Consider the following 19,255-nt stretch of genomic DNA (forward strand, 5'->3'; position numbering starts at 1 on the left):
GAAACGATGCATCGCCGATGGTAGTGTGGGGTTTCCCCATGTGAGAGTAGGTCATCGTCAAGATTAAATTCCGAAACCCCTATCTGCTGATGCAGGTAGGGGTTTTGTTTTTGTCCGTGAAAACCTGTAGCCATTGTGGACGTGTGAGACCAGGTGCCTACTACGTCGATGGGCACCCGTTCAATCACTTAGGTCAGACGTTTATGCCTCCGGCACCGGGCAGCTCAGATCTCCTTCCTTGCACTTGAGGTAGGTCTTGAAGGTCTCGACTCGCGCCTTGGTGAGCGCTGTGATGCAATTGCCGTAGATCAGCGGATAGACGCTGCCACCCTCGACCCCAGACGCAGAGAAATTGCATTCGGCATCACGGAAACCGATCCAGGCCCGTTGTGCCTTGACCAATGACTGCTTGGCCTCGGGGTTGTCTTTCAGGCGCGCTGTGATCTGTTTGTACAAACTGTTGAGTTCGTTGTCGGCGGCATTCTTCTCTTGGGCCGCGCATTGATTCATCTCGCCTTGGGTAGTGGCATTGGCGCAGTTGTCGGCTTGGGCGGCGGCGGCAAAGAGCAACGGTGTCAGGGCCAGAAGCAAGCGTGGGGTCATGATCGATCTCTCCTTGAAAGGGTTGGGGGAGTGTACATCGCTCCTTTGGAGCTGGGTCAGTGCAGGGTCAAACAACGGCCCGATACAACTTTCCGGTTGGCCTTGTGGTCTTACAGGCCTACTGTTGAACACAGGAGGTGACCCATGCATTTATCCGATCGCATCGAAAGAAAGATCCTGCTCAAGGCTCCGCGCTCCCAGGTCTGGCGAGCCCTGGCCAACGCCGAAGCCTTTGGCCAATGGTTTGGCGTGGCCCTGGAGGGCAAACGGTTTGTGGCCGGAGAGAGGACCCAGGGCCAGATCACTTATCCTGGTTATGAGCACCTTACCTGGGACGTGCTGGTAGAGCGGGTCGAGCCCGAGCGGGTGTTCTCGTTTCGCTGGCATCCCTACGCCGTCGAACCCCAGGTGGATTACTCCCAGGAACCTGAAACACGGGTCCAGTTCGAACTGGAAGACATGGATGGAGGCACTTTGCTCAAGGTCGTGGAGTCGGGGTTTGATGGCATTCCCGAGGCACGCCGACTCAAGGCGTTCCGCATGGACAGCCGCGGTTGGGATGAACAGATGACCAACATCGAAGCGTTCCTGAACAAGTCTTGAGCCATATCCACCGGCGTTTTCATAGGACTCACCTGGGGAAGCTAAGGGTTTTCGGAAGGGTGGTATAGCGAATGTCTTACACGCGATGATAGTTATCTCGACTATTGTGCTTTGGATCCGACGCGTATTCTGTACTCATCCACTGAAGCACAGGGAGTGCTCAGGATCAGGGACGATCGACCTTGCAAGGATGGCTATCGACAGGGAGTCGTAATGGTCTTGGAAAAACCCGCTTCGGCGGGTTTTTTTTCGCCTGTTAAAAGGTGCCACGGCCTTGTATAGCGAAAGACTTACACATCGGCGCTGCGTTCTCGTCTTTTTCCGGACCGATCATGGGCTTAATCTGTGTCCATCCACTGAGTACAGGGAGTGCTCGGGATCATGGATGATGGGACCAGGCACGGAATGCCAGACAGGAGTCAAATTGGTCCTCAAAAAACCCGCTTCGGCGGGTTTTTTTTTCATCTGTGAAAAAGTGCGACGGCCGTGCATAGGCATCTGTGCCGGGGGATCAGGCGCTGTTGGTCTGCAGCGCCTGGGCACGCAGGCGGGCGATGTCCTTGCTGGGAGACGCGCCAAATAGACGGCTATATTCCCGGCTGAACTGCGAAGGGCTTTCATACCCCATTTTGTAGCCGATTGACGAAACGTCGCTGTTCTCCGACAGCAGCAGCCGTCGGGCTTCCTGCAGACGCAGCTGCTTCTGGTATTGCAACGGGCTCATGGCGGTCACGGCCTTGAAGCGGTGATGCAATGCCGAAGGGCTGAGGTTGATCATCTGTGCGAGGCTGTCGATGCTCAACGGCTCGGCATAATGGGTATTGAGCCACTCGATGGCGCGGCTGATGCGATGAGCCTGAGTATCGGGAATGGCAATCTCATGCAAGCGCTGGCCTTGGGCACCGCGCAGCAGGCGATAGAAAATCTCCTGCTGGGCCAGAGGAGCCAGGGTGGCTATGTCGTCTGGGCTGTCGAGTAATCGCAGCAGGCGCAACACCGCATCCAGCAGCGGCGCATCAATGCGGTCCAGGAACAATCCTCGTCCGGTCCGTTGAGCCGGTACACCGATAGGGCTGACGTCTGCGATCAGGCGGCAGATCTGTGCCGGATCGATATCCAGGCGAATGCACAGGTAAGGCCGCTCCGGGCTGCCTTCGATGACTTGTCCGGCCAATGGCAGGGTGACCGAAACCACCAGGTAATTGAGTGGATCGTAAACGTAGCACTCATCCGCCAGCCGTACCTCTTTGCTTCCCTCGATGATGACGCACAGGCCTGGCTTATGCACGACATGCAGAGCATCGGTTGGCTGGTCGCTGCGAATCAGGTTCAAGGACCCGATGGCCGTGGGGAATACTCCATTTTCTGGCGCGAAACGTTTCATCAGCGCTGCGAGCTCGGCGCGGCGTTGGTCGACGCTGTCGTCTGACGCAATCTGTATGGGCGTGGATGCCGACATCCGATCAATCTCCCTGGCCAAATAAATCGGTCGCGCTAGTAAAGCCGATTGCGCGGCCGGCGACCATAGCCGGCTTTTATTGCTACAGGATCGTGCAAGTGCGCAGGAGGATCCGGCTAACCCTGCCAGCGCCCGCTTCCCTAATCTGGACCTGTCGAAACGCTCCCTCCGGGGGCCAACACATCCAGACGAGGGAACCATCATGTCCGATATTCAAAACAAAGTAGTCGTGATTACCGGTGCCAGCAGCGGGATTGGCGAAGCTGCGGCACGTCTGCTGGCCGTCCGCGGTGCCCGCGTAGTACTCGGCGCCCGACGTGTCGATCGCCTGCAAGCGCTGGTCCAGGAGATCGAAGCCGGCGGCCGGCAGGCTGTCTGCAAAGCCGTGGACGTGACCCGCCGCGACGATGTACAGAGCCTGATCGACTTCGCCGTCGAACGTTTCGGCAAGGTGGATGTGATCATCAACAACGCCGGCGTCATGCCGCTCTCCAAGCTCGAAGCGCTGAAGGTCGAGGAGTGGGACCGCATGATCGACGTCAACATCCGTGGCGTGCTTCATGGCATCGCGGCGGGACTGCCCTTGATGCAGCGTCAGCGCAGCGGTCAGTTCATCAACATCGCCTCCATCGGTGCTTACGCGGTCAGCCCCACCGCCGCGGTGTATTGCGCCACCAAGTATGCCGTGCGGGCGATTTCCGAGGGATTGCGCCAGGAGGTCGGTGGTGACGTGCGGGTGACGGTGATTTCCCCTGGCGTGACCGAATCGGAATTGGCCGAGAGTATTTCCGATGAAGGTGGACGCGCCGAAATGCGCGAGTTCCGCAGGATCGCCATACCCGCCGAGGCCATAGCCAGGGCGATTGCCTACGCCATCGAACAGCCGGCGGATGTGGACGTCAGTGAACTGGTCGTACGGCCGACGGCCAGTCCGTACTGAGTGGAATGAGCGAGCGGCGAGCGAACTGATCCGCTCGCCGCAAACCGCTAGGCAGGCATTTCCAACCGTGCCGCAGCACGCTCGGTGATCTGCGAGCGTACCCGGAACGATTCCGCCGCGCGCCGCTTGGCGTCCTCCAGTATTTTCGCCGGCGCGGTGTCCGGGCAGCCAGCGTCGAAGGGCGGGGCTGGGGCGTATTCGAGTTGCAACTGGACCAGTTCGGCGGTGTCTTGATCAAACAGTTCGGCCGCCAGGGTCAAGGCAAAATCGATTCCGGCGGTAATACCGCCACCGGTGATCAACTTGCCGTCACGCACCACGCGATCCTTGATCGGGGTGGCACCCAGGGTGGACAGCAAGCTGTGGTAGGCCCAATGGGTAGTGGCCCGCTTCCCTCGCAACAGGCCCGCCGCACCGAGCACCAGCGCCCCGGTGCACACCGACGTGATGTATTGCGCTTGGCTGGCCTTACGCTTGATGAATGCCAGCGTCTGCTCGTCCTCCATCAAGGGGCCGACGCCGGTGCCGCCCGGGATGCAGATCACGTCCAGCTTCGGGCAGTCTTCGAACGTGGTGGTGGGCAACAACACCAGTCCGGTACTTGAGGTGATCGGTGCCAGGTCTTTCCAGATCAGATGCACCGTTACGTCTGGCAACGAGGCCAGCACGTCATAAGGGCCGGTTAAGTCCAACTGTTGGACCTGGGGAAATAACAGCAAACCGATCTGTAATGTCATGGCGTTTCTCCTTTGGATGATGCCCGGGGACTGGACGGTTCTACTTTAGGTCCGTAGGCTCTGGCGTATACGCCAATAAGCCCACGAATTACGCCAACATGCCCAATCCACCGAAAACCGTTCATGTCCTGGCTTTTGCCAACGTGCAAGTGCTCGATGTCACCGGGCCCTTGCAGGTATTTGCCTCGGCCAACGATATGGCGCGCCAGCGAGGCTTGCCATTGCCATACGCGCCGACGGTGATCTCCGCCGGTGGTGGCGCGGTGGTCTCTTCGGCGGGCTTGGCGCTGGTGGCCGAGCCTCTGCCGACCGAAGGCAGCGACACCTTGTTGATCGCCGGTGGCTGGGGCGTGTACGAGGCAGCGAAGGATCCCGCGCTGGTGGCCTGGGTCAAGGACCACGGCCAACGTTCGCGGCGGGTGGCCTCGGTATGCACAGGGGCGTTCCTGCTGGCCGCCAGCGGCTGGCTGGACGGGCGCCGGGTGGTTACGCACTGGACCCGTTGTGAGCAGCTGGCCGAGCAGCATCCTCAGTTGCGCGTCGAACCCAATCCGATTTTCATCAACGATGGTCCGGTCTGGACTTCGGCCGGGGTCACGGCGGGCATCGACCTGGCCCTGGCGCTGGTGGAAGATGACTTGGGGCGCCCTGTGGCCCTGGAAGTTGCCCGGCAGTTGGTGGTGTTCCTCAAGCGGCCGGGCGGGCAATCGCAATTCAGCGTGACCCTGTCGCTACAGAATCAGGGCGGCCGTTTTGACGAGCTGCACGCCTGGATCGCCGAAAACCTCACCCAGGACCTCGGCCTGCCCAACCTGGCCGCCCAGGCAGGCATGAGCGAGCGTAGCTTTGTCCGCCACTACCGCACCGAGACCGGCCAGACCCCGGCACGGGCGGTGGAATTGATTCGCGTGGAAACCGCCCGCCGCCTGTTATCCGATACCGGCGTGCCGATCAAGCGGGTGGCGGTGCAATGTGGCTTCGGCAGCGAGGAAACCCTGCGCCGCAGTTTCCTGCGGGCCATGGGAGTGACGCCCCAGGCGTATCGCGAGCGTTTCGCTGTCAGCCTTCAAGCAGATCCAGCAGGGCCTTGAGCGTGGCCTCGGGCGCCTCCTGGGGAATGTTGTGACCCACGCCGCTCAGCACTCGACGCTCGTAGGGGCCGCTGAAATGCCGGGCATCTTCATCCTGTTCAGGAGCTGGCCCCACGCCGTCGTCGGCCCCGCACAGGGAAATGCTGGGCACGCTGATGGCCGGTTGCGCCGTAAGCTGTTCTTCCATCCATTCAAGGGTCGGATCCCCCGGTGCATACATGAACCGATGGCGGTAGGAATGAATCACCACGTCGACGAAGTCAGGGTTGTCGAAGGAGGGCGCGCTGAGAGGATACAGCTGCGCGCCGCGTTTCCAGGTCGGTGACCACAGCCGCCAGAGCCACTCACACAGCTCACGCCGGTTCTGCGTCAAACCCTCCACGCCTCGGGCGGTATGGAAATAATACTGATACCACAACCGATGTTCCGTCTGCGGGTCCAGCGGTTGGGTTGAGCGGGGAATGTCCTGCAGATTGTAGCCGTCGCCGGTGACCAGGCAGCGCACGCGCTCGGGCCACAGCGCCGCCACAATGCAGGCCGCCCGGCCGCCCCAGTCATAGCCGCATAACGCGGCCTGGGGGATGTTGAGTGCATGCATCAGGTCCAACAGGTCCTGGGCCAGCGCGGCTTGTTGGCCGGAACGCATGATCGCCGGATTGTTGAACCGGGTCGGGCCGTAGCCGCGCAGGTAGGGCACGATGACCCGGTAACCATGCCGGGCCAGGACCGGCGCTACTTCATCGAAGGCCCTGGGATCATAAGGAAAACCGTGCAGCAGGATGACCGGATCGCCGCTGGCGGGACCGCGCTCTTCGTAGGCGATGCGCAGCAGCGGCGTCACCGCGAAACTGATTTTGGGATCGTGGTTCATATCGGCCTCCGGCAGCGCCCGGTTGTGCTCAGGCGGGTTCCTGATTCACGTATTTGGCCCGGTCTGGCGTGAAAGTCACGACCATCTTCGTGCTGGTGCAGGTCAGCGTGCGTTCCTGAGACAAGTCGATGTCCAGGTCTTCACCGCGCAAGCCTTGCCATTGGGCGAGGTATTTGAGGCAGCCGAATTTTTCGTTTTTCTTCAGGCTGCGATTGACTCCGCCTTTCCAACCCAGCACCGGCAGCTCTCCGGCCCGGCAACGTTGCGCCAACTCCGGGAATTTCGTCGCCCGGTCGCGGCCGATTTCCCAGCACTTGATCAAGCCCTTGTCCTGGCTTTCCCAGAGCTCTTCCCGGGTCAGGCCCGTACGGGGCGGGGTGTCGATGGTGCGTTTCACAGAGTTCATGCCTAATCCTTGAGTCGGGTTTTTATCGGGCAGCTCCGCTGCACCCGTGAGAGCATCGATCTTAGGAGGGGTTTGGGGGACTGGCAACCTGAAAGGACCCATGACGATGAATGGGCCGAATGCGGGTATTCAGCAGTTGATCGAATTGGGTACGTTACTGGCCAATCGTGCACTGGATGACATCGAGCCAGCGGTCTGACGCATCACTTCTGTGGCGAGGGGATAAATCCCCTCGCCACAGGAGCGTCAGCCCGGCTCACGGCTGCCAGTTGTTCTTCTCCCCACTCAACTTTCGATCCAGGAAACTCGCCGCGCTGATCAACGCCAGATGGCTCAGGGCCTGGGGCGTGTTGCCCAAATGATAACCATGGCCATCGAACTCTTCGGCATACAGCCCCAGCGGGTTGGCGTAGCGCAGCAGTTGTTCGAACTCCAGTTGGGCTTTTTCCACACGACCGGCACGGGCCAGGCATTCGACGTACCAGAACGAGCAGGCGACGAATGAACCTTCGGTGCCGCTGAGGCCGTCGATCGGGTCATCGTCGTTGCGGTAGCGATACACCATGCCGTCGCGCACCAGATGCTTTTCGATGGCATCCAGGGTGGACAGCCAGCGCGGGTCCTGGGCGCTGACAAAACGCACCAGCGGCATCAACAGCATCGAGCCATCAAGGGCGGTGCTGCCCAGGCGCTGGACGAAATGCTGGCGTTCATCGTTCCAGAAACGGGTCCAGATGTCTTGATAGATGGCCTGGCGAGTCTCGTCCCAGCGGGTGAACGGCGCGGGCAGCGAGCGTTTGACGGCGAGGCGGATGGCGCGGTCGACGGCCACCCAGCACATGAGGCGCGAATGCAGGAAGTCCTGTTTATCCCCGCGCATTTCCCAGATCCCTACGTCCTTGTCCTGCCAGATTTCGCACACCTGGTCGATCACGTTGACGGTGTGTTTCCAGCCTTGGTGGGAAATGGCCTCGCCGTATTTGTTGACCAGGTACACCGCGTCCATCAACTCGCCGTAGATGTCCAGTTGCACTTGTTCGTAGGCCAGGTTGCCGATACGTACCGGCTGCGCATTGCCGAAGCCGCTCAGGTGCGACAGCTCGGTTTCCGGCAATTCCTGCCTGCCGTCGAGGCCATACAGGATGTTGAGTTTGACCGGCTGTTCGCAGCAGTCGCTGACGCGGCCACGCATCCAGCGCATATAGGCGTTGGCCTCTTCGACGAAGCCCAGGCGCATGAACGCATAAACGGTGAACGAGGCGTCGCGGATCCAGGTGTAGCGGTAGTCCCAGTTGCGCTCGCCGCCGCGTGTTTCCGGCAAGCCGAAGGTAGCGGCGGCCAGGATGGCGCCGTGTTTGCGCGAGGTCAGCAGTTTCAGTGCGAGGGCGGACCGGTTGACCGTTTCCCGCCAGCGGCCCCGGTAATTGGACTGACCGATCCAGCCGCGCCAGAACGCCAGGGTCCGTTCCAGGCATATCGCGCTGACATTATCCTGAAGCCTGGGGTCATCGATGCCGCCCAACAGGAATTCGGCGCTCTGGCCTTCCTGCAGGGTGAACTCGGCCACCGCCGCGTTGCCGTCCAGAGTCATGGCCTGGTCGGAGCGCAGGCGCAGGCTCGGTTGCCCTTGGGCCTTGAAGCACACGTGGGCGCCCTCCAGATGCGCCGTGGTGGTGGCCCGGGCATAGTCATGGCGCACCGCGCAGCGCATGCGGAACGTTGCGTGGCCGACCGCCATGTGTACCTTGCGCATCAGCACCGGCAGGTCATCCTCGGTGTCACCGATGGGCAACAGGTCGGTGATTTCCACCACCACACCGTCGCTCAACCAGCGGGTTTGCAGCACATTAGTGTCGGGTAGGTAGATCTGCTGGCGCCGGGCGCCCGGCAGGTCGGGCGTGATCTGGAAAATGCCCGCTTGCGGGGTGTCCAGCAGTGAACAGAAGATCGAGGGACTGTCGAATTCCGGCCAGCAGAAAAAATCGACGCTGCCCCGGTCGTTGACCAACGCGGCACTGCGCATGTCGCCAATGATGCCGTGGTTCTCGATAGGGCTCTGTGGTTCATCATGATCAGCCATTGCCGCGAAACCCCGGATAAAGGCTCATCCCGCCATCGATAAACAACGTGGTGCCCACCACATAATCGGACAGGTCCGACGCCAGCCAGACCACTGCGTTGGCAACATCTTCCACGTCGCCGATGCGACCGTAAGGAATCAACTCCAGTAGCTTTTGCCCCTGTTCGCCTTCGGTAACCTCCCGGTTGATGGCGGTGCGGATGGCGCCAGGGGCGATGCTGTTGATGCGGATGCGCTGGTGACTGGTTTCCTGGGCGAGGCTCTGCATCAACAGATCGATACCGCCCTTGGATGCCGCGTAGTTGACGTGCCCGGCCCAGGGAATGCGTTGGTGGACCGAACTCATGTGGATGATTTTTCCGGCAGCCCGGGATACGCCCTGGCGAATGCCCTGGCGGTTGAAGACCCGCAGCGCAGCGCGGGCGCAGAGGAACTGGCCGGTGAGGTTGACGCCGATCACGGTGTTCCAGTCGTCCAGGCTCATGTCGACGGCAGCGGCGTCTTTTTGCAGGCCGGAATTGGCGACCAGGATGTCCAGCGTGCCGAAGGCCTCCAGGCTCTGGGCGAACAGCCGCTCGACCTCTTGCTCCTGGGACACATCGGCACCGAGGGCGATGGCACGGCCGCCATTGTTGTTGATCTCGCGGGCCAGCGCTTCGGCCAGGGCCGCATTGGAGTGGTAGTTGAGCACCACGGCGGCACCGGCGGCGGCCAGAGCCCTGGCCGAGCCCGCGCCGATGCCGGAGCTGGCGCCGGTGACGAGGGCAACTTGTTGCGCGAGGGAAATCTGCATGGGCTTAGCACCTTGAGCTGAGGGGCCTTACCTGCTGACTGGCGTGGGGCATGCAGAGTTCAGTTGGGGGAGGCGGTCTTCATGTTCCTCCGGGCTTGCCCCCCTACGCGGCTTCCTCGCGCGTCGCAACCATGAACACCCGTGGAAACGGCAGCAGCACCGTGCCATCGTCCAAGGCCGGGTAGGCCTGTTCGACGGCGTGGAGGTACTGCTCCAGGTACTGCGCACGCTGCCCCTCGTCCAATGGATCGAGAAACGGCCGCAAACCACTGCCCTTGAACCATTCCACCACACCCGCGGCACCGCCGGCCAAAGGGTGGTGGTAGGTGGTACGCCACACATCGACGCGACTGCAATGCGGCTTCAGGATCGAATAATAGGTGCTGGCGTTCGCCACTTCCGTGCGGGTATCGGCCGCCCTGGCCAATTGCTGGGCCCAGGAGCCGTTGGCGGCGATGTCTCGCATCAGGCGGTGGGAGGGCTGGTGGAGCGTGTCGGGCATCTGGATCGCCAGGGTGCCGCCCGGCGCGAGTTTGTTCACCAGCGATGGCAGCAGGGTGGCATGGTCGGGCAGCCATTGCAGCACGGCGTTGGCGAAGATCACATCGAACGGTCCGGGCTCGTCCCATCGGCCGATATCGGCGATGTCGAATGCCACGGCGGGCAGGCGCTGGCGAGCGGCGTCTATCATGTCGCCGGAACTGTCCAGGCCACGCACCGTTGCCCCACTGAAATGCTCCACCAACAGTTCCGTAGAGTTGCCGGGGCCGCAACCCAGATCGATCACCGAGCGCGCTTCCACAGGGGGAATGGCGGCCAGCAGGTCCCGGGCCGGCCGGGTGCGTTCCTGTTCAAACGTGACGTATTGCCTGGCGGACCAGCTCATGGGGTTCTCCTTGGTCGAAATCGAATCGGGTCGCCGCAGTATAAAGGTGCCAGGGAATGAGGCGCGCACCTGTTAGTTCTTACAGCAGACAGGCCGGTTGACCCGCAATACATTACTCAATGACATCAGGCCATCCGTAAAGGAGTCATTGAATGGAAACCAGCAAGGGCATCTTGATTACATTGACCGAGAAAACCGGCCAGACCTACCGCGCGGTGGAGATCGATTTCGTGACCCGCATGGTTGGCTTCGTCGATGACGACCCGGACAACGAATTCCGTGACTCGATCATCTCCTCCTACAGCGTGCGTGTCACCAGGACGGAGCCGCAAGGGCCGTTCGACAAGGTATCGGTGCATGGTGATATCGATGGTGACAAGGATGTGGACGCCGATGACCGGCAGGCATTGATTGACCTCGCCATCGCCGCGAGCAGGATTCCGGCGCCGGACTGACCTGGAAGCCGAGCGCTGCCTGAACCATACCCTGGCCCGACATGAAAACAATGATAGTTCGGGCCGATTCCGCCAGGCGAAAAACCTGATTCAGATGATGCTGCTTCTACGCACGGGCCTGACGGCGTTGTTGCTGGGCTCATTGAGTGTGGCGCTGCAGGTTGGCGCAGTCCCCGAATCGCTGCACGTACTCGGGCGATCCCATGTGGATGACTATTCGGTGTCCCTGGATGAGGCCGACCGGGTCTGGTTACGGCACAAAGGCAGGTTGCTGGTAGGGGCCTCGGCACCGGATTACTCACCGTTTGGCATCACCGGCAATGGCAACGATTATGAAGGCCTGACCGCCGATTATGTCCAGTTGCTCGGGCAATTGTTGCAGGTCGAGGTGCAAGTGCGGCGCTACCCATCCCGTTCCGAATCGCTCCAGGCGCTGCACAGTGGTGAGATTGACTTGCTCGGTACTGCAAACGGCTTCGAGGCCGATGACCCGGACCTGATCATGTCTCAGGCGTACGCCGATGACCTGCCCACCCTCGTGGCGCGCATTGATGACAGCCAGGATTTGCCTGCGGACCTGGCGGGCAAACGGTTGGCGATGCTGTACCACTATTTGCCGCCGGCCAAGGTCGAGGCGTTCTATCCTGATGCCACCTTGCAGCTGTATCCCTCCACCCTGAGTGCAATTGGCGCAGTGGCGTTCGGTCAGGCCGATGTCTACCTCGGGGATTCGATCAGCGCCAACTACCTGATCAGCAAGAACTACCTGAACAATATCCAGCTGGCGGATTTTTCCCGCATGGAGGTGCAACCGTTCGCCTTTGCGATCAAACGCGACAATCCGCGCTTGTTGCGCATTGTCGATGCCGCCTTGCAAGCGATCCCCACCCGTGAGCGCATGAGCATCCTGCGCCGCTGGAGTGCCGGGGGCGTCAGCATGCCTGGGCAGCAGGCGCTGCATTTCAGTGTCAATGAACAGCGTTGGCTGGATGCGCATCCGCGGATCACGGTGGCCGTCAACGAACATTTCCCGCCGCTGACGTTTGTCGATGACCAGGGCCAGATTCGCGGTATCAGCGCCGATGTGCTGGCCAGGATCAGCTTGCGTACCGGCCTGAAGTTCAATCTCCAACGTGGCAGTTCGCTTGATGGCCTGATCGAGCTGGTCAGTAGCGGCCAGGCCGATGTCCTGGCGGCAGCGCCGGTGACCCCTGAGTTCGAGGACGCCTTGCGCTTTACCCGACCTTACTTGAGCACGCCATTCGTGCTGGTGACATCGCGCAAGGCCGAAGTCCCGCTGACCGTGGACCGGATGGACGACAAGCGACTGGCACTGACGAGGGGCAATGTATTGCGTGAATACCTGCTGGAGCAGTTCCCCCGTGTGCAGTTGGTTCCGGCGCAAAACACCGCCGATGCCATGGCCATGGCGGCCGCCGGCACGGTGGACGGCACGGTCAATTCGCTGATCAGCGCCCGTTACCTGATTTCGCGGCAATACCGTGACAGGCTGCAGATCACCAGCACCGTGGGCAGCCTGCCGGCGCATGTTGCCCTGGCGACCCGGCGGGATGCGCTGGAGCTGCATTCGATCCTGGACAAGGCATTGTTAAGTATCTCCCCCGAAGAAATGGACGAGCTGACCAATCGCTGGCGCAGCGAAGTGGTGATCGACGACAGCTACTGGCTGCGTAATCGCACCACCATCCTCCAGGGGTTTGCTGTCGCCGCGCTGTTGCTGGTGCTGACACTGGGCTGGGTCGTTTATTTGCGTCGGCTACTGGAGCAACTGCGTGTCGCCAAGGAAAGTGCCGACGACGCCAATCGGGCCAAGACCACCTTCGTGGCGACCATGAGTCATGAGATCCGCACGCCGATGAATGCGTTGATCGGCATGCTGGAGCTGGCCCTGAAAAAAGCCGACCAGGGTGTCGTGGACCGGGTTGCCATCGAAGTCGCTTCCGATGCGGCCCAAGGGTTGCTGGGCTTGATCGGTGACATCCTGGACATCGCTCGTATCGAGTCGGGGCGATTGTCCCTGGCGCCGGAGCGGGCCAACCTGGCGCAACTGGTCGAGGCGGTGGCGCGGATGTTCGAGGGCCTGGCCCGGCAGAAAAATCTGCGCCTGCAACTGGACCTGGACCCGGCGATCGACAAGGATGTCTTGATCGATCCCTTGCGCTTCAAGCAGATCGTGTCGAACCTGCTGAGCAACGCGATCAAGTTCACCGATCAAGGCCAGGTACGCCTGAGTGTGCAAGCTGCTGCGAATCATGACGACAAACGTCTGGGCATTTGCCTGCGGGTGGAAGACACCGGCAGCGGGATTCCCCAGCAGGACCAGCGACGTCTGTTCAGCCCTTTTACCCAGGCCGGCAATAATCGCCAGTCCGCCCGCAGCGGTTCCGGGCTGGGGCTGATGATCAGCCGCACCTTGTGCGAAATGATGGGCGGCACCCTGGCGTTGAGCAGTACGCCAGGGGTGGGTACGCAGATCGAGGTCCTGTTGCGCCTGCCCTTGCTCGACGCCCAGGTGCAAGCACCGTCGGCCGAGGTCGAGGCGTCGGTGTCGGCCCAGGCCCTGGACATCCTGGTGATCGATGACCACCCGGCCAATCGCCTGCTGCTGTCGCGGCAACTGAACTACCTGGGGCACCGGGTCCAGGAGGCCGGGGACGGTATCCAGGGTTTGCAGGCCTGGCGCGCCAGACATTTCGATGCGGTCATCACCGACTGCAACATGCCATTGATGAGCGGCTATGAACTGGCGCGCACCATTCGCCACGAAGAGCAGGCCCAAGGGTTGCCGCGGGGGGTGATCCTCGGGTTCACGGCCAATGCCCAGCGTGAGGAAAAGGATCGCTGCATCGATGCCGGGATGGACGACTGCCTGTTCAAGCCCATCGGCCTCAAGGAACTGCAGGCGCGCCTGGGTTCGCTCAGTACGCCGCCTGACGAGGCGGGCGTCGTTGCGTCGACCGACAATTTCGATCTGACCAGCCTCGAACAACTGACGGGAGGCGACATCGTCTCGATCAAAAAGCTGCTGGAGGAATTGGTCGACACCAATGCCAGCGACAAGGTGCGACTTATCGACTTGTTCAGCCGACACGATGTGTCCGGACTCGCGGACCTGGCGCACCGGATCAAGGGTGGGGCGCGGATCATCCAGGCGCAAGGCCTGGTTGCGGCTTGTGAGGCAGTGGAGGACGCCTGTCGGAGCGCCGACAGCGTGTTGCTTGCCAACGCGGTGGGTGACCTGCGCCAGGTCATGGACTTGCTCACCGAACGATTGGAGAACCATGTGACGAGGGCGCTTGCTTCTCCTGGCCGCACACGCGAATGACTTCCTACAACCGAGTGTCGAGGAGGGCTTTTTCCGACTGTTTTTAGGACTCGTCCTACAGCGCCCCTCAAAAGCTTCCTCTAGCCTGAGGCCCCTTAACGTTTACGAGCCGGTTCATATCCGTCGCGTTGTCATTGGGATGCCTGTCATGCCGAATAAAGCACTACGTATCATGATTGCCGATACAGACCCTTCTCATCGAATGAAGCTTGAGTACCTGTTCAATCAACAGGGCTATTTCCGGATTGCGCCCGTGAGCAGTGCGCAGGAGCTGATGACATTGATGGCGTTCGGTATCGAGCCGTTCGACCTGCTGGTCGTCGACGCCTGCCTGGCGGAAGGGCTGTTGGACCTGCCGGGTTTCTTCATCGATAACCCGCAGGTGCGCCATGGGATGATCTACAACGCGCAGCAGGCTGGGCTCCTGTCGGTTCCTGTCGCGCGTCGGGCAAGCGTGCAGTTGCATCCTGCGCAGTTGCCGGATCTCGTAGCGCTGGCGCGCCTGATGGCACGAGTCGATCCAGCGGACTGCGAAGCGGCCCATGCCTGGAGCCGTCCCCTCAGGCACAGCCACGGCGGCTGATCCTGACCATTGGTCGGCACTGTCAGACCTGACAGGTGGCCGGGCCTGTCGCTTGTGCAAGAGTCCGCTGCAACGTGGCATCGGCGTAGTTCGTTTTCATTTGGGGAGTTGCCTTGAAAGACGTATTGATCGTGGATGACCACCCCGTCATACGGGGGGCATTGCGGCTGATTTGCCAGAACGAGGGGTTTACCCAGATCAGGGACGCCGATGGTGTGCTCGATGCCAGGACCCTGATCAAGGAGCGCACGCCTGAACTGGTGATCCTGGACCTGGTGATGAACGGTTTCGATGGCCTGGACTTGCTGGTCTGGATCATGGCCCAGTACCCCGAGTGCGGCGTGCTGGTATTTACCTCCCAGGATGCGCAACACTTCTGTAACCGCTGCATCTCCGCTGGCGCCAGGGGCTTTGTGACCAAGAAAAGCGATCTGAAGGAACTGACCAAGGCCATTCATGCCTTGAAGTCCGGTTACTCCTATTTTCCCCAGATGCCCGTCAGGCTGGACTTCCAGCAGCGCACCGAACAGCAGGCCCTGGAAAGCCTTTCCACCCGCGAATTATCCATCCTGCGCATGCTGTCCATGGGCATGCGTGGCAAGGATGTCGCCGAATCCCTCTACCTGAGTCCGAAAACCGTCAGTACCTACAAGACCCGGCTACTGGAAAAGCTTGGCCTGAAGACGCTGGTGGGCTTGTCGGATTTCGCCAAGCGCAACCACCTCTGAGCCTTGGTTTCTCCCTGTGGGAGCGAGCCTGCTCGCGATGCGGGCAACTCGGTCTATTCGCAGACCGCGTTATCGTTCATCGCGAGCAGGCTCGCTCTCACATGCAACTGCGCTATGCCATATCACTCCGGCTGAATTCCTCGGCCAGAAAATCGATCAGCGTCCGCACCGACGGCAACAACCCGCGGCGTGACGCGAAAATCGCGTGGACAATCCCGCAAGTCGGTGCCCAGCCTGGTATCAATTCCACCAGTCGCCCGGCCGACAGGTCATCGCGAACCAGCACGTGGGGCAGGTGGGCAATGCCGATGCCTGCCAATGCCGCTTGGCGCAGGGCAAGCAAATCGTCGGTGACCATGCGTGGCGCATGGCGGATCAGCGCGCTGGCGCCGTCCGGCCCCGACAACTCCCACTGATACTCCCGTTGCGCCGCCCCCCAGTGCAGGCTGGGCAAACCGTTGAGGTCGGCCGGGGAAGCGGGGGAGGACAAGTATTCACGATACATCGGGCTGCCCACCAGGCATTGGGTGCTCTTGCCCAGCACTTTCATCACCATGTCGGTGTCTTCCAGCGGCGGGAAGCGCACCCGCAACGCGATATCGAACCCCTCGTGAATCAGGTCGACCCGGCGGTTGGTGCTCTCGATGAACAATTCCACCCGTGGGTAACGGATCATGTAACGGGTCAGCATCGACCCGACCCAACTGTTGAGCAACGCCGTCGGGCAACTGATGCGCACCAGCCCCTGGGGTTCGGAACGGTTGCGCTCGATCACTTCGGCCGCGCTCTCGGCTTCGACCCGCATCGCCAGGCAGCGCTGATAATAGGCCTGTCCGATCTCCGTCAACGAACAATGCCGGCTGGTGCGGTGGATCAAGCGCACGCCCAGCCGCTCCTCCAGCTGTGCGATGCGTCGGCTGAGCTTGGACTTGGGCATATCCAGCGCCCGGCCGGCGGCGGCGAAACCGCCGTGTTCGACCACTTGGGTGAAATAGTAGAGCGTGTTCAGGTCTTCGATGATCGTTCTCCATATAGAACGCTAAAGCCGATTTTTGCAGTCTAGTGCCTCAAAGGTCTCAGTTTTAAGCTGTACCTATCGAATCGCAACATCTGATTGGGAGACGCAGCATGAAAAAGATCATTGGTCTGTACACCAGCCCGCGACCCCATTGGGTCGGCGATGGCTTCCCGGTTCGCACGCTGTTTTCCTACGACAACCTGGGCAAGCACATCAGCCCGTTCTTGCTGCTGGACCACGCGGCCCCAAGCGAATTCGCCCCCACCACTGAACGTCGCGGTGTCGGCCAGCATCCGCATCGGGGTTTCGAAACCGTGACCATCGTTTACCAGGGTGAGCTGGAACACCGGGATTCCACCGGCAGCGGCGGCAAGATCGGCCCGGGCGACGTGCAATGGATGACCGCCGCTTCCGGGATCATCCATGAAGAATTCCATTCCGCAGACTTTGCCCGCCAGGGTGGGTTCATGGAAATGGTCCAGCTGTGGGTCAACTTGCCCGCCAAGGACAAGATGGCCCCGGCCGGCTACCAGACGCTGCTCAAGGGTGACATTCCGAACATTGCGCTGAAGGACGACGCCGGCAGGCTGCGCCTGATCGCCGGAACCTTCGAGGGCCGACAAGGGCCGGCGAAGACCTTCACGCCCATCGATGTCTGGGATATCCGCTTGAACGGCGGCAAGAGCCTGACCCTCGACCTGCACGAAGGCCGCAACACGGCACTGGTGGTGCTGCATGGCACGGTCCAGGCCAATGACCGCGAGCGGATCGAAGCCGGGCAACTGGCCCTGTTCGACCGGGCCGGCGATCAGTTGACCCTGCACGCCAATAACGATGCGGTGGTGCTGTTGCTCAGCGGCGAGCCCATCGACGAACCCATCGTCGGTCATGGCCCGTTCGTGATGAACAGCGAGCAGGAAATCCACCAGGCCTTCAGTGATTTCCACTCCGGGCGTTTTGGCCGGATGGATGACTAATGTCGGCCACACCGGTCCCTGTGGGAGCGAGCCTGCTCGCGATAGCGGTCTACCAGTCGCTGCTGCGTTGACGGATCAATCGACATCGCGAGCAGGCTCGCTCCCAAAAGGGGTGTGGTGATTCCACGGCATGTTCATCTGTGCCAATCTTCTCGCCAATGGCCTTCCTGGAGCTGTCCCCCATGCTGTCTCTGATCACCGATCACCCGCTGCTCTGCGCCCTGGTGCTGCTTGTGCTCGACATGCTGTTGTGGCGACTGGTCAGTGCACAGCGGTCGTATTGGAAAATCGGCGGGCGGCTGGTGATTTTTTCGTTGTTCAGCATGCTGCTGTTCAATGAAGGCCTCAACCCCATGGAGCCTGCGCAGTGGGTCGACGATGTGCCGCGGCACCTGGCGGCCACCGGCCTGCAGATCGCCTGGTGGCTGTTCGCCGCACGGACCCTGACGGTGCTGATCGGCGCGGCGATGATGCAACGGGTCGGCCATACCGGGCGGCTGTTGCAGGACCTGCTCGGTGCGGTGATCTTCCTGATCGCCGTGATTGCCGCACTGGCTTATGTCCTGGATCTGCCGGTCAAGGGGGTGCTGGCGACGTCCGGGGCGATGGCGATCATCGTCGGCCTGGCGTTGCAAAGTACCCTCAGCGACGTGTTCTCCGGCATCGTGCTCAACACCACCAAGCCTTATCAGCTCGATGACTGGATCTCCATCGACGGCACCGAGGGCCGGGTCACCGACATCGACTGGCGTGCCACGCGTTTGCAGACCGCCCAGGGCAGCATGGCGGTGATTCCCAACTCGCTGGCGGCCAAGGCCAAGGTCATCAACTTCAGCCGGCCCAGCGATGTGCACGGGTTGTCCATCAGCGTCCAGGTCAGTCCCCATGCCCGGCCGCAGAAAGTGATCGAGGCGCTGGAGCGCGCGATGATCGGTTGCCGCGCCTTGCTCGCCGTCCCGGCCCCTTGCGTCACGCTGAAAAGCTCCACCAGCGCCGGGGCGGAATACGAAATCAGCGGCTTCGTCGTCTCGAGGGCCCAGAAGCGCGAAGTCCGCAATCAATTGTTCGACCTGGCGTTCCGACACCTGCGGGCGTCGGGAATCAGTCTGCTGTCCGACAGCGAAAGCGCCTCGACCAACGGTTCGTCACGGCCCCGCGCATTGTTGGACAGCTCAAGCATTTTCTCGACCTTGCGCCAGGAGGAAAAAGACACCTTCAGCCAGAACATGACCCTGCAGACCTTCCGTGCGGGGGACGTGATCCTGCCGGCCGGCGAGGTGAGCGATCATCTGTTCATCATCGAGTCCGGCGTGGTTAGCGTGACCATGGTACGCGACGGCCAGGTATTGGAAGGCGGGCGCATGGGGCCAGGGGAGGTGATTGGCGAAGCCGGTATCATTTCCGACCTGGCCGCACTGGCAAGCTTTTCGGCCAAGACGTTCTGCACCCTTTATCGCATCGAGAAGGATTACCTCAAGCCGTGTCTTGACGCCCGTCAGGACATCAACGACGCCATGAAGAACCTGTTGGACGTACGGATGCACCTCGCCCAGAACCTGATCCGCGAAGCCCCCAAGCCCGTGGCCAAGAAACGCTTCTTGCACTGGTTGCGCAGCCGGGCCTGAACAACCTGCCCATTGGTCACTCGAACTTCCCAATAATTGGCTATTTGTACCGCG

At 61.3% G+C, this 19,255-nt stretch carries 18 protein-coding genes; 9 read left to right on the forward strand and 9 right to left on the reverse strand.

The features are described 5' to 3' along the window. Nucleotides 1-201 precede the first annotated feature (201 nt). Nucleotides 202-603: a lysozyme inhibitor LprI family protein gene (locus tag FBY02_RS21275; RefSeq protein WP_144930135.1), complete on the reverse strand. Its 402-nt coding sequence runs from the start codon at nt 601-603 to the stop codon at nt 202-204. 144 nt (nt 604-747) lie between these two features. Here FBY02_RS21275 and FBY02_RS21280 point away from each other — a divergent pair, with 144 nt between their 5' ends. Beyond that, nucleotides 748-1,206: an SRPBCC family protein gene (locus tag FBY02_RS21280; RefSeq protein ID WP_144930136.1), complete on the forward strand. Its 459-nt coding sequence runs from the start codon at nt 748-750 to the stop codon at nt 1,204-1,206. Nucleotides 1,207-1,717: 511 nt separating this feature from the next. Here the strand turns inward: FBY02_RS21280 and FBY02_RS21285 are convergent. Beyond that, nucleotides 1,718-2,665 (reverse strand): AraC family transcriptional regulator, encoded by a 948-nt coding sequence (locus FBY02_RS21285; protein WP_144930137.1) that lies wholly within the window; start codon nt 2,663-2,665, stop codon nt 1,718-1,720. A gap of 202 nt (nt 2,666-2,867) precedes the next feature. On the opposite strand from FBY02_RS21285, the gene FBY02_RS21290 reads away from it, so the two are divergent. Further along, nucleotides 2,868-3,605 (forward strand): SDR family oxidoreductase, encoded by a 738-nt coding sequence (locus tag FBY02_RS21290; RefSeq protein WP_144930138.1) that lies wholly within the window; start codon nt 2,868-2,870, stop codon nt 3,603-3,605. A gap of 47 nt (nt 3,606-3,652) precedes the next feature. Here the strand turns inward: FBY02_RS21290 and inhA are convergent, their stop codons facing one another. Continuing rightward, on the reverse strand, nt 3,653-4,342 hold the full coding sequence (inhA, locus tag FBY02_RS21295) for an isonitrile hydratase (RefSeq protein ID WP_144930139.1): 690 nt from the start codon (nt 4,340-4,342) through the stop codon (nt 3,653-3,655). Between the two features lie 98 nt (nt 4,343-4,440). Between inhA and FBY02_RS21300 the strand changes: the two genes are divergently transcribed. Beyond that, nucleotides 4,441-5,433, forward strand: a complete 993-nt coding sequence (locus FBY02_RS21300) for a GlxA family transcriptional regulator (protein WP_144930140.1) — start codon at nt 4,441-4,443, stop codon at nt 5,431-5,433. On the opposite strand, the gene FBY02_RS21305 is transcribed toward FBY02_RS21300, so the two are convergent. The 5 genes from FBY02_RS21305 to tam all read right to left on the reverse strand — a co-directional run bounded on the left by FBY02_RS21305 (nt 5,402) and on the right by tam (nt 10,469). After that, the gene (locus FBY02_RS21305) at nt 5,402-6,304 is read right to left on the reverse strand and encodes an alpha/beta fold hydrolase (RefSeq protein WP_144930141.1); all 903 of its coding nucleotides are present in this window, start codon (nt 6,302-6,304) and stop codon (nt 5,402-5,404) included. The two genes, FBY02_RS21300 and FBY02_RS21305, sit on opposite strands and share 32 nt — an antisense overlap. Before the next feature lie 28 nt (nt 6,305-6,332). Then, nucleotides 6,333-6,710, reverse strand: a complete 378-nt coding sequence (locus tag FBY02_RS21310) for a hypothetical protein (protein ID WP_144930142.1) — start codon at nt 6,708-6,710, stop codon at nt 6,333-6,335. A gap of 256 nt (nt 6,711-6,966) precedes the next feature. Beyond that, complete coding sequence (locus FBY02_RS21315; protein WP_144930143.1) at nt 6,967-8,790, reverse strand: glycoside hydrolase family 15 protein; 1,824 nt, start codon at nt 8,788-8,790, stop codon at nt 6,967-6,969. Further along, complete coding sequence (locus FBY02_RS21320; protein WP_144930144.1) at nt 8,783-9,583, reverse strand: SDR family oxidoreductase; 801 nt, start codon at nt 9,581-9,583, stop codon at nt 8,783-8,785. Before FBY02_RS21320 ends, FBY02_RS21315 begins: the two co-directional genes overlap by 8 nt. Nucleotides 9,584-9,686: 103 nt before the next feature. Then, nucleotides 9,687-10,469 carry a trans-aconitate 2-methyltransferase gene (gene tam, locus FBY02_RS21325; protein WP_144930145.1) on the reverse strand — a complete coding sequence of 261 codons (783 nt, stop codon included), beginning with the start codon at nt 10,467-10,469 and terminating at the stop codon, nt 9,687-9,689. A gap of 152 nt (nt 10,470-10,621) precedes the next feature. Here tam and FBY02_RS21330 point away from each other — a divergent pair, with 152 nt between their 5' ends. The 4 genes from FBY02_RS21330 (at nt 10,622) to FBY02_RS21345 (ending at nt 15,581) form a co-directional block, all read left to right on the forward strand. After that, nucleotides 10,622-10,924 carry a hypothetical protein gene (locus tag FBY02_RS21330; protein ID WP_144930146.1) on the forward strand — a complete coding sequence of 101 codons (303 nt, stop codon included), beginning with the start codon at nt 10,622-10,624 and terminating at the stop codon, nt 10,922-10,924. A gap of 94 nt (nt 10,925-11,018) precedes the next feature. Further along, on the forward strand, nt 11,019-14,270 hold the full coding sequence (locus tag FBY02_RS21335; protein ID WP_144930147.1) for a transporter substrate-binding domain-containing protein: 3,252 nt from the start codon (nt 11,019-11,021) through the stop codon (nt 14,268-14,270). 148 nt (nt 14,271-14,418) lie between these two features. After that, nucleotides 14,419-14,853, forward strand: coding sequence for a response regulator (locus tag FBY02_RS21340; RefSeq protein ID WP_144930148.1), 435 nt, complete (start codon nt 14,419-14,421; stop codon nt 14,851-14,853). A gap of 113 nt (nt 14,854-14,966) precedes the next feature. Next, nucleotides 14,967-15,581 carry a response regulator transcription factor gene (locus FBY02_RS21345; RefSeq protein WP_144930149.1) on the forward strand — a complete coding sequence of 205 codons (615 nt, stop codon included), beginning with the start codon at nt 14,967-14,969 and terminating at the stop codon, nt 15,579-15,581. Between the two features lie 112 nt (nt 15,582-15,693). Here FBY02_RS21345 and FBY02_RS21350 read toward each other — a convergent pair whose 3' ends face one another. Next, nucleotides 15,694-16,602, reverse strand: a complete 909-nt coding sequence (locus tag FBY02_RS21350) for a LysR family transcriptional regulator (protein WP_144930150.1) — start codon at nt 16,600-16,602, stop codon at nt 15,694-15,696. Between the two features lie 107 nt (nt 16,603-16,709). On the opposite strand from FBY02_RS21350, the gene FBY02_RS21355 reads away from it, so the two are divergent. Together FBY02_RS21355 and FBY02_RS21360 are read left to right on the forward strand one after the other, a co-directional pair. Next, nucleotides 16,710-17,576 carry a pirin family protein gene (locus tag FBY02_RS21355; RefSeq protein WP_144930151.1) on the forward strand — a complete coding sequence of 289 codons (867 nt, stop codon included), beginning with the start codon at nt 16,710-16,712 and terminating at the stop codon, nt 17,574-17,576. Nucleotides 17,577-17,758: 182 nt separating this feature from the next. Then, nucleotides 17,759-19,201 carry a mechanosensitive ion channel family protein gene (locus FBY02_RS21360; protein WP_144930152.1) on the forward strand — a complete coding sequence of 481 codons (1,443 nt, stop codon included), beginning with the start codon at nt 17,759-17,761 and terminating at the stop codon, nt 19,199-19,201. Nucleotides 19,202-19,255: the final 54 nt, after the last annotated feature.

Origin of the sequence: Pseudomonas sp. SJZ078 (assembly GCF_007828255.1) — a bacterium.
GTDB lineage: Bacteria > Pseudomonadota > Gammaproteobacteria > Pseudomonadales > Pseudomonadaceae > Aquipseudomonas.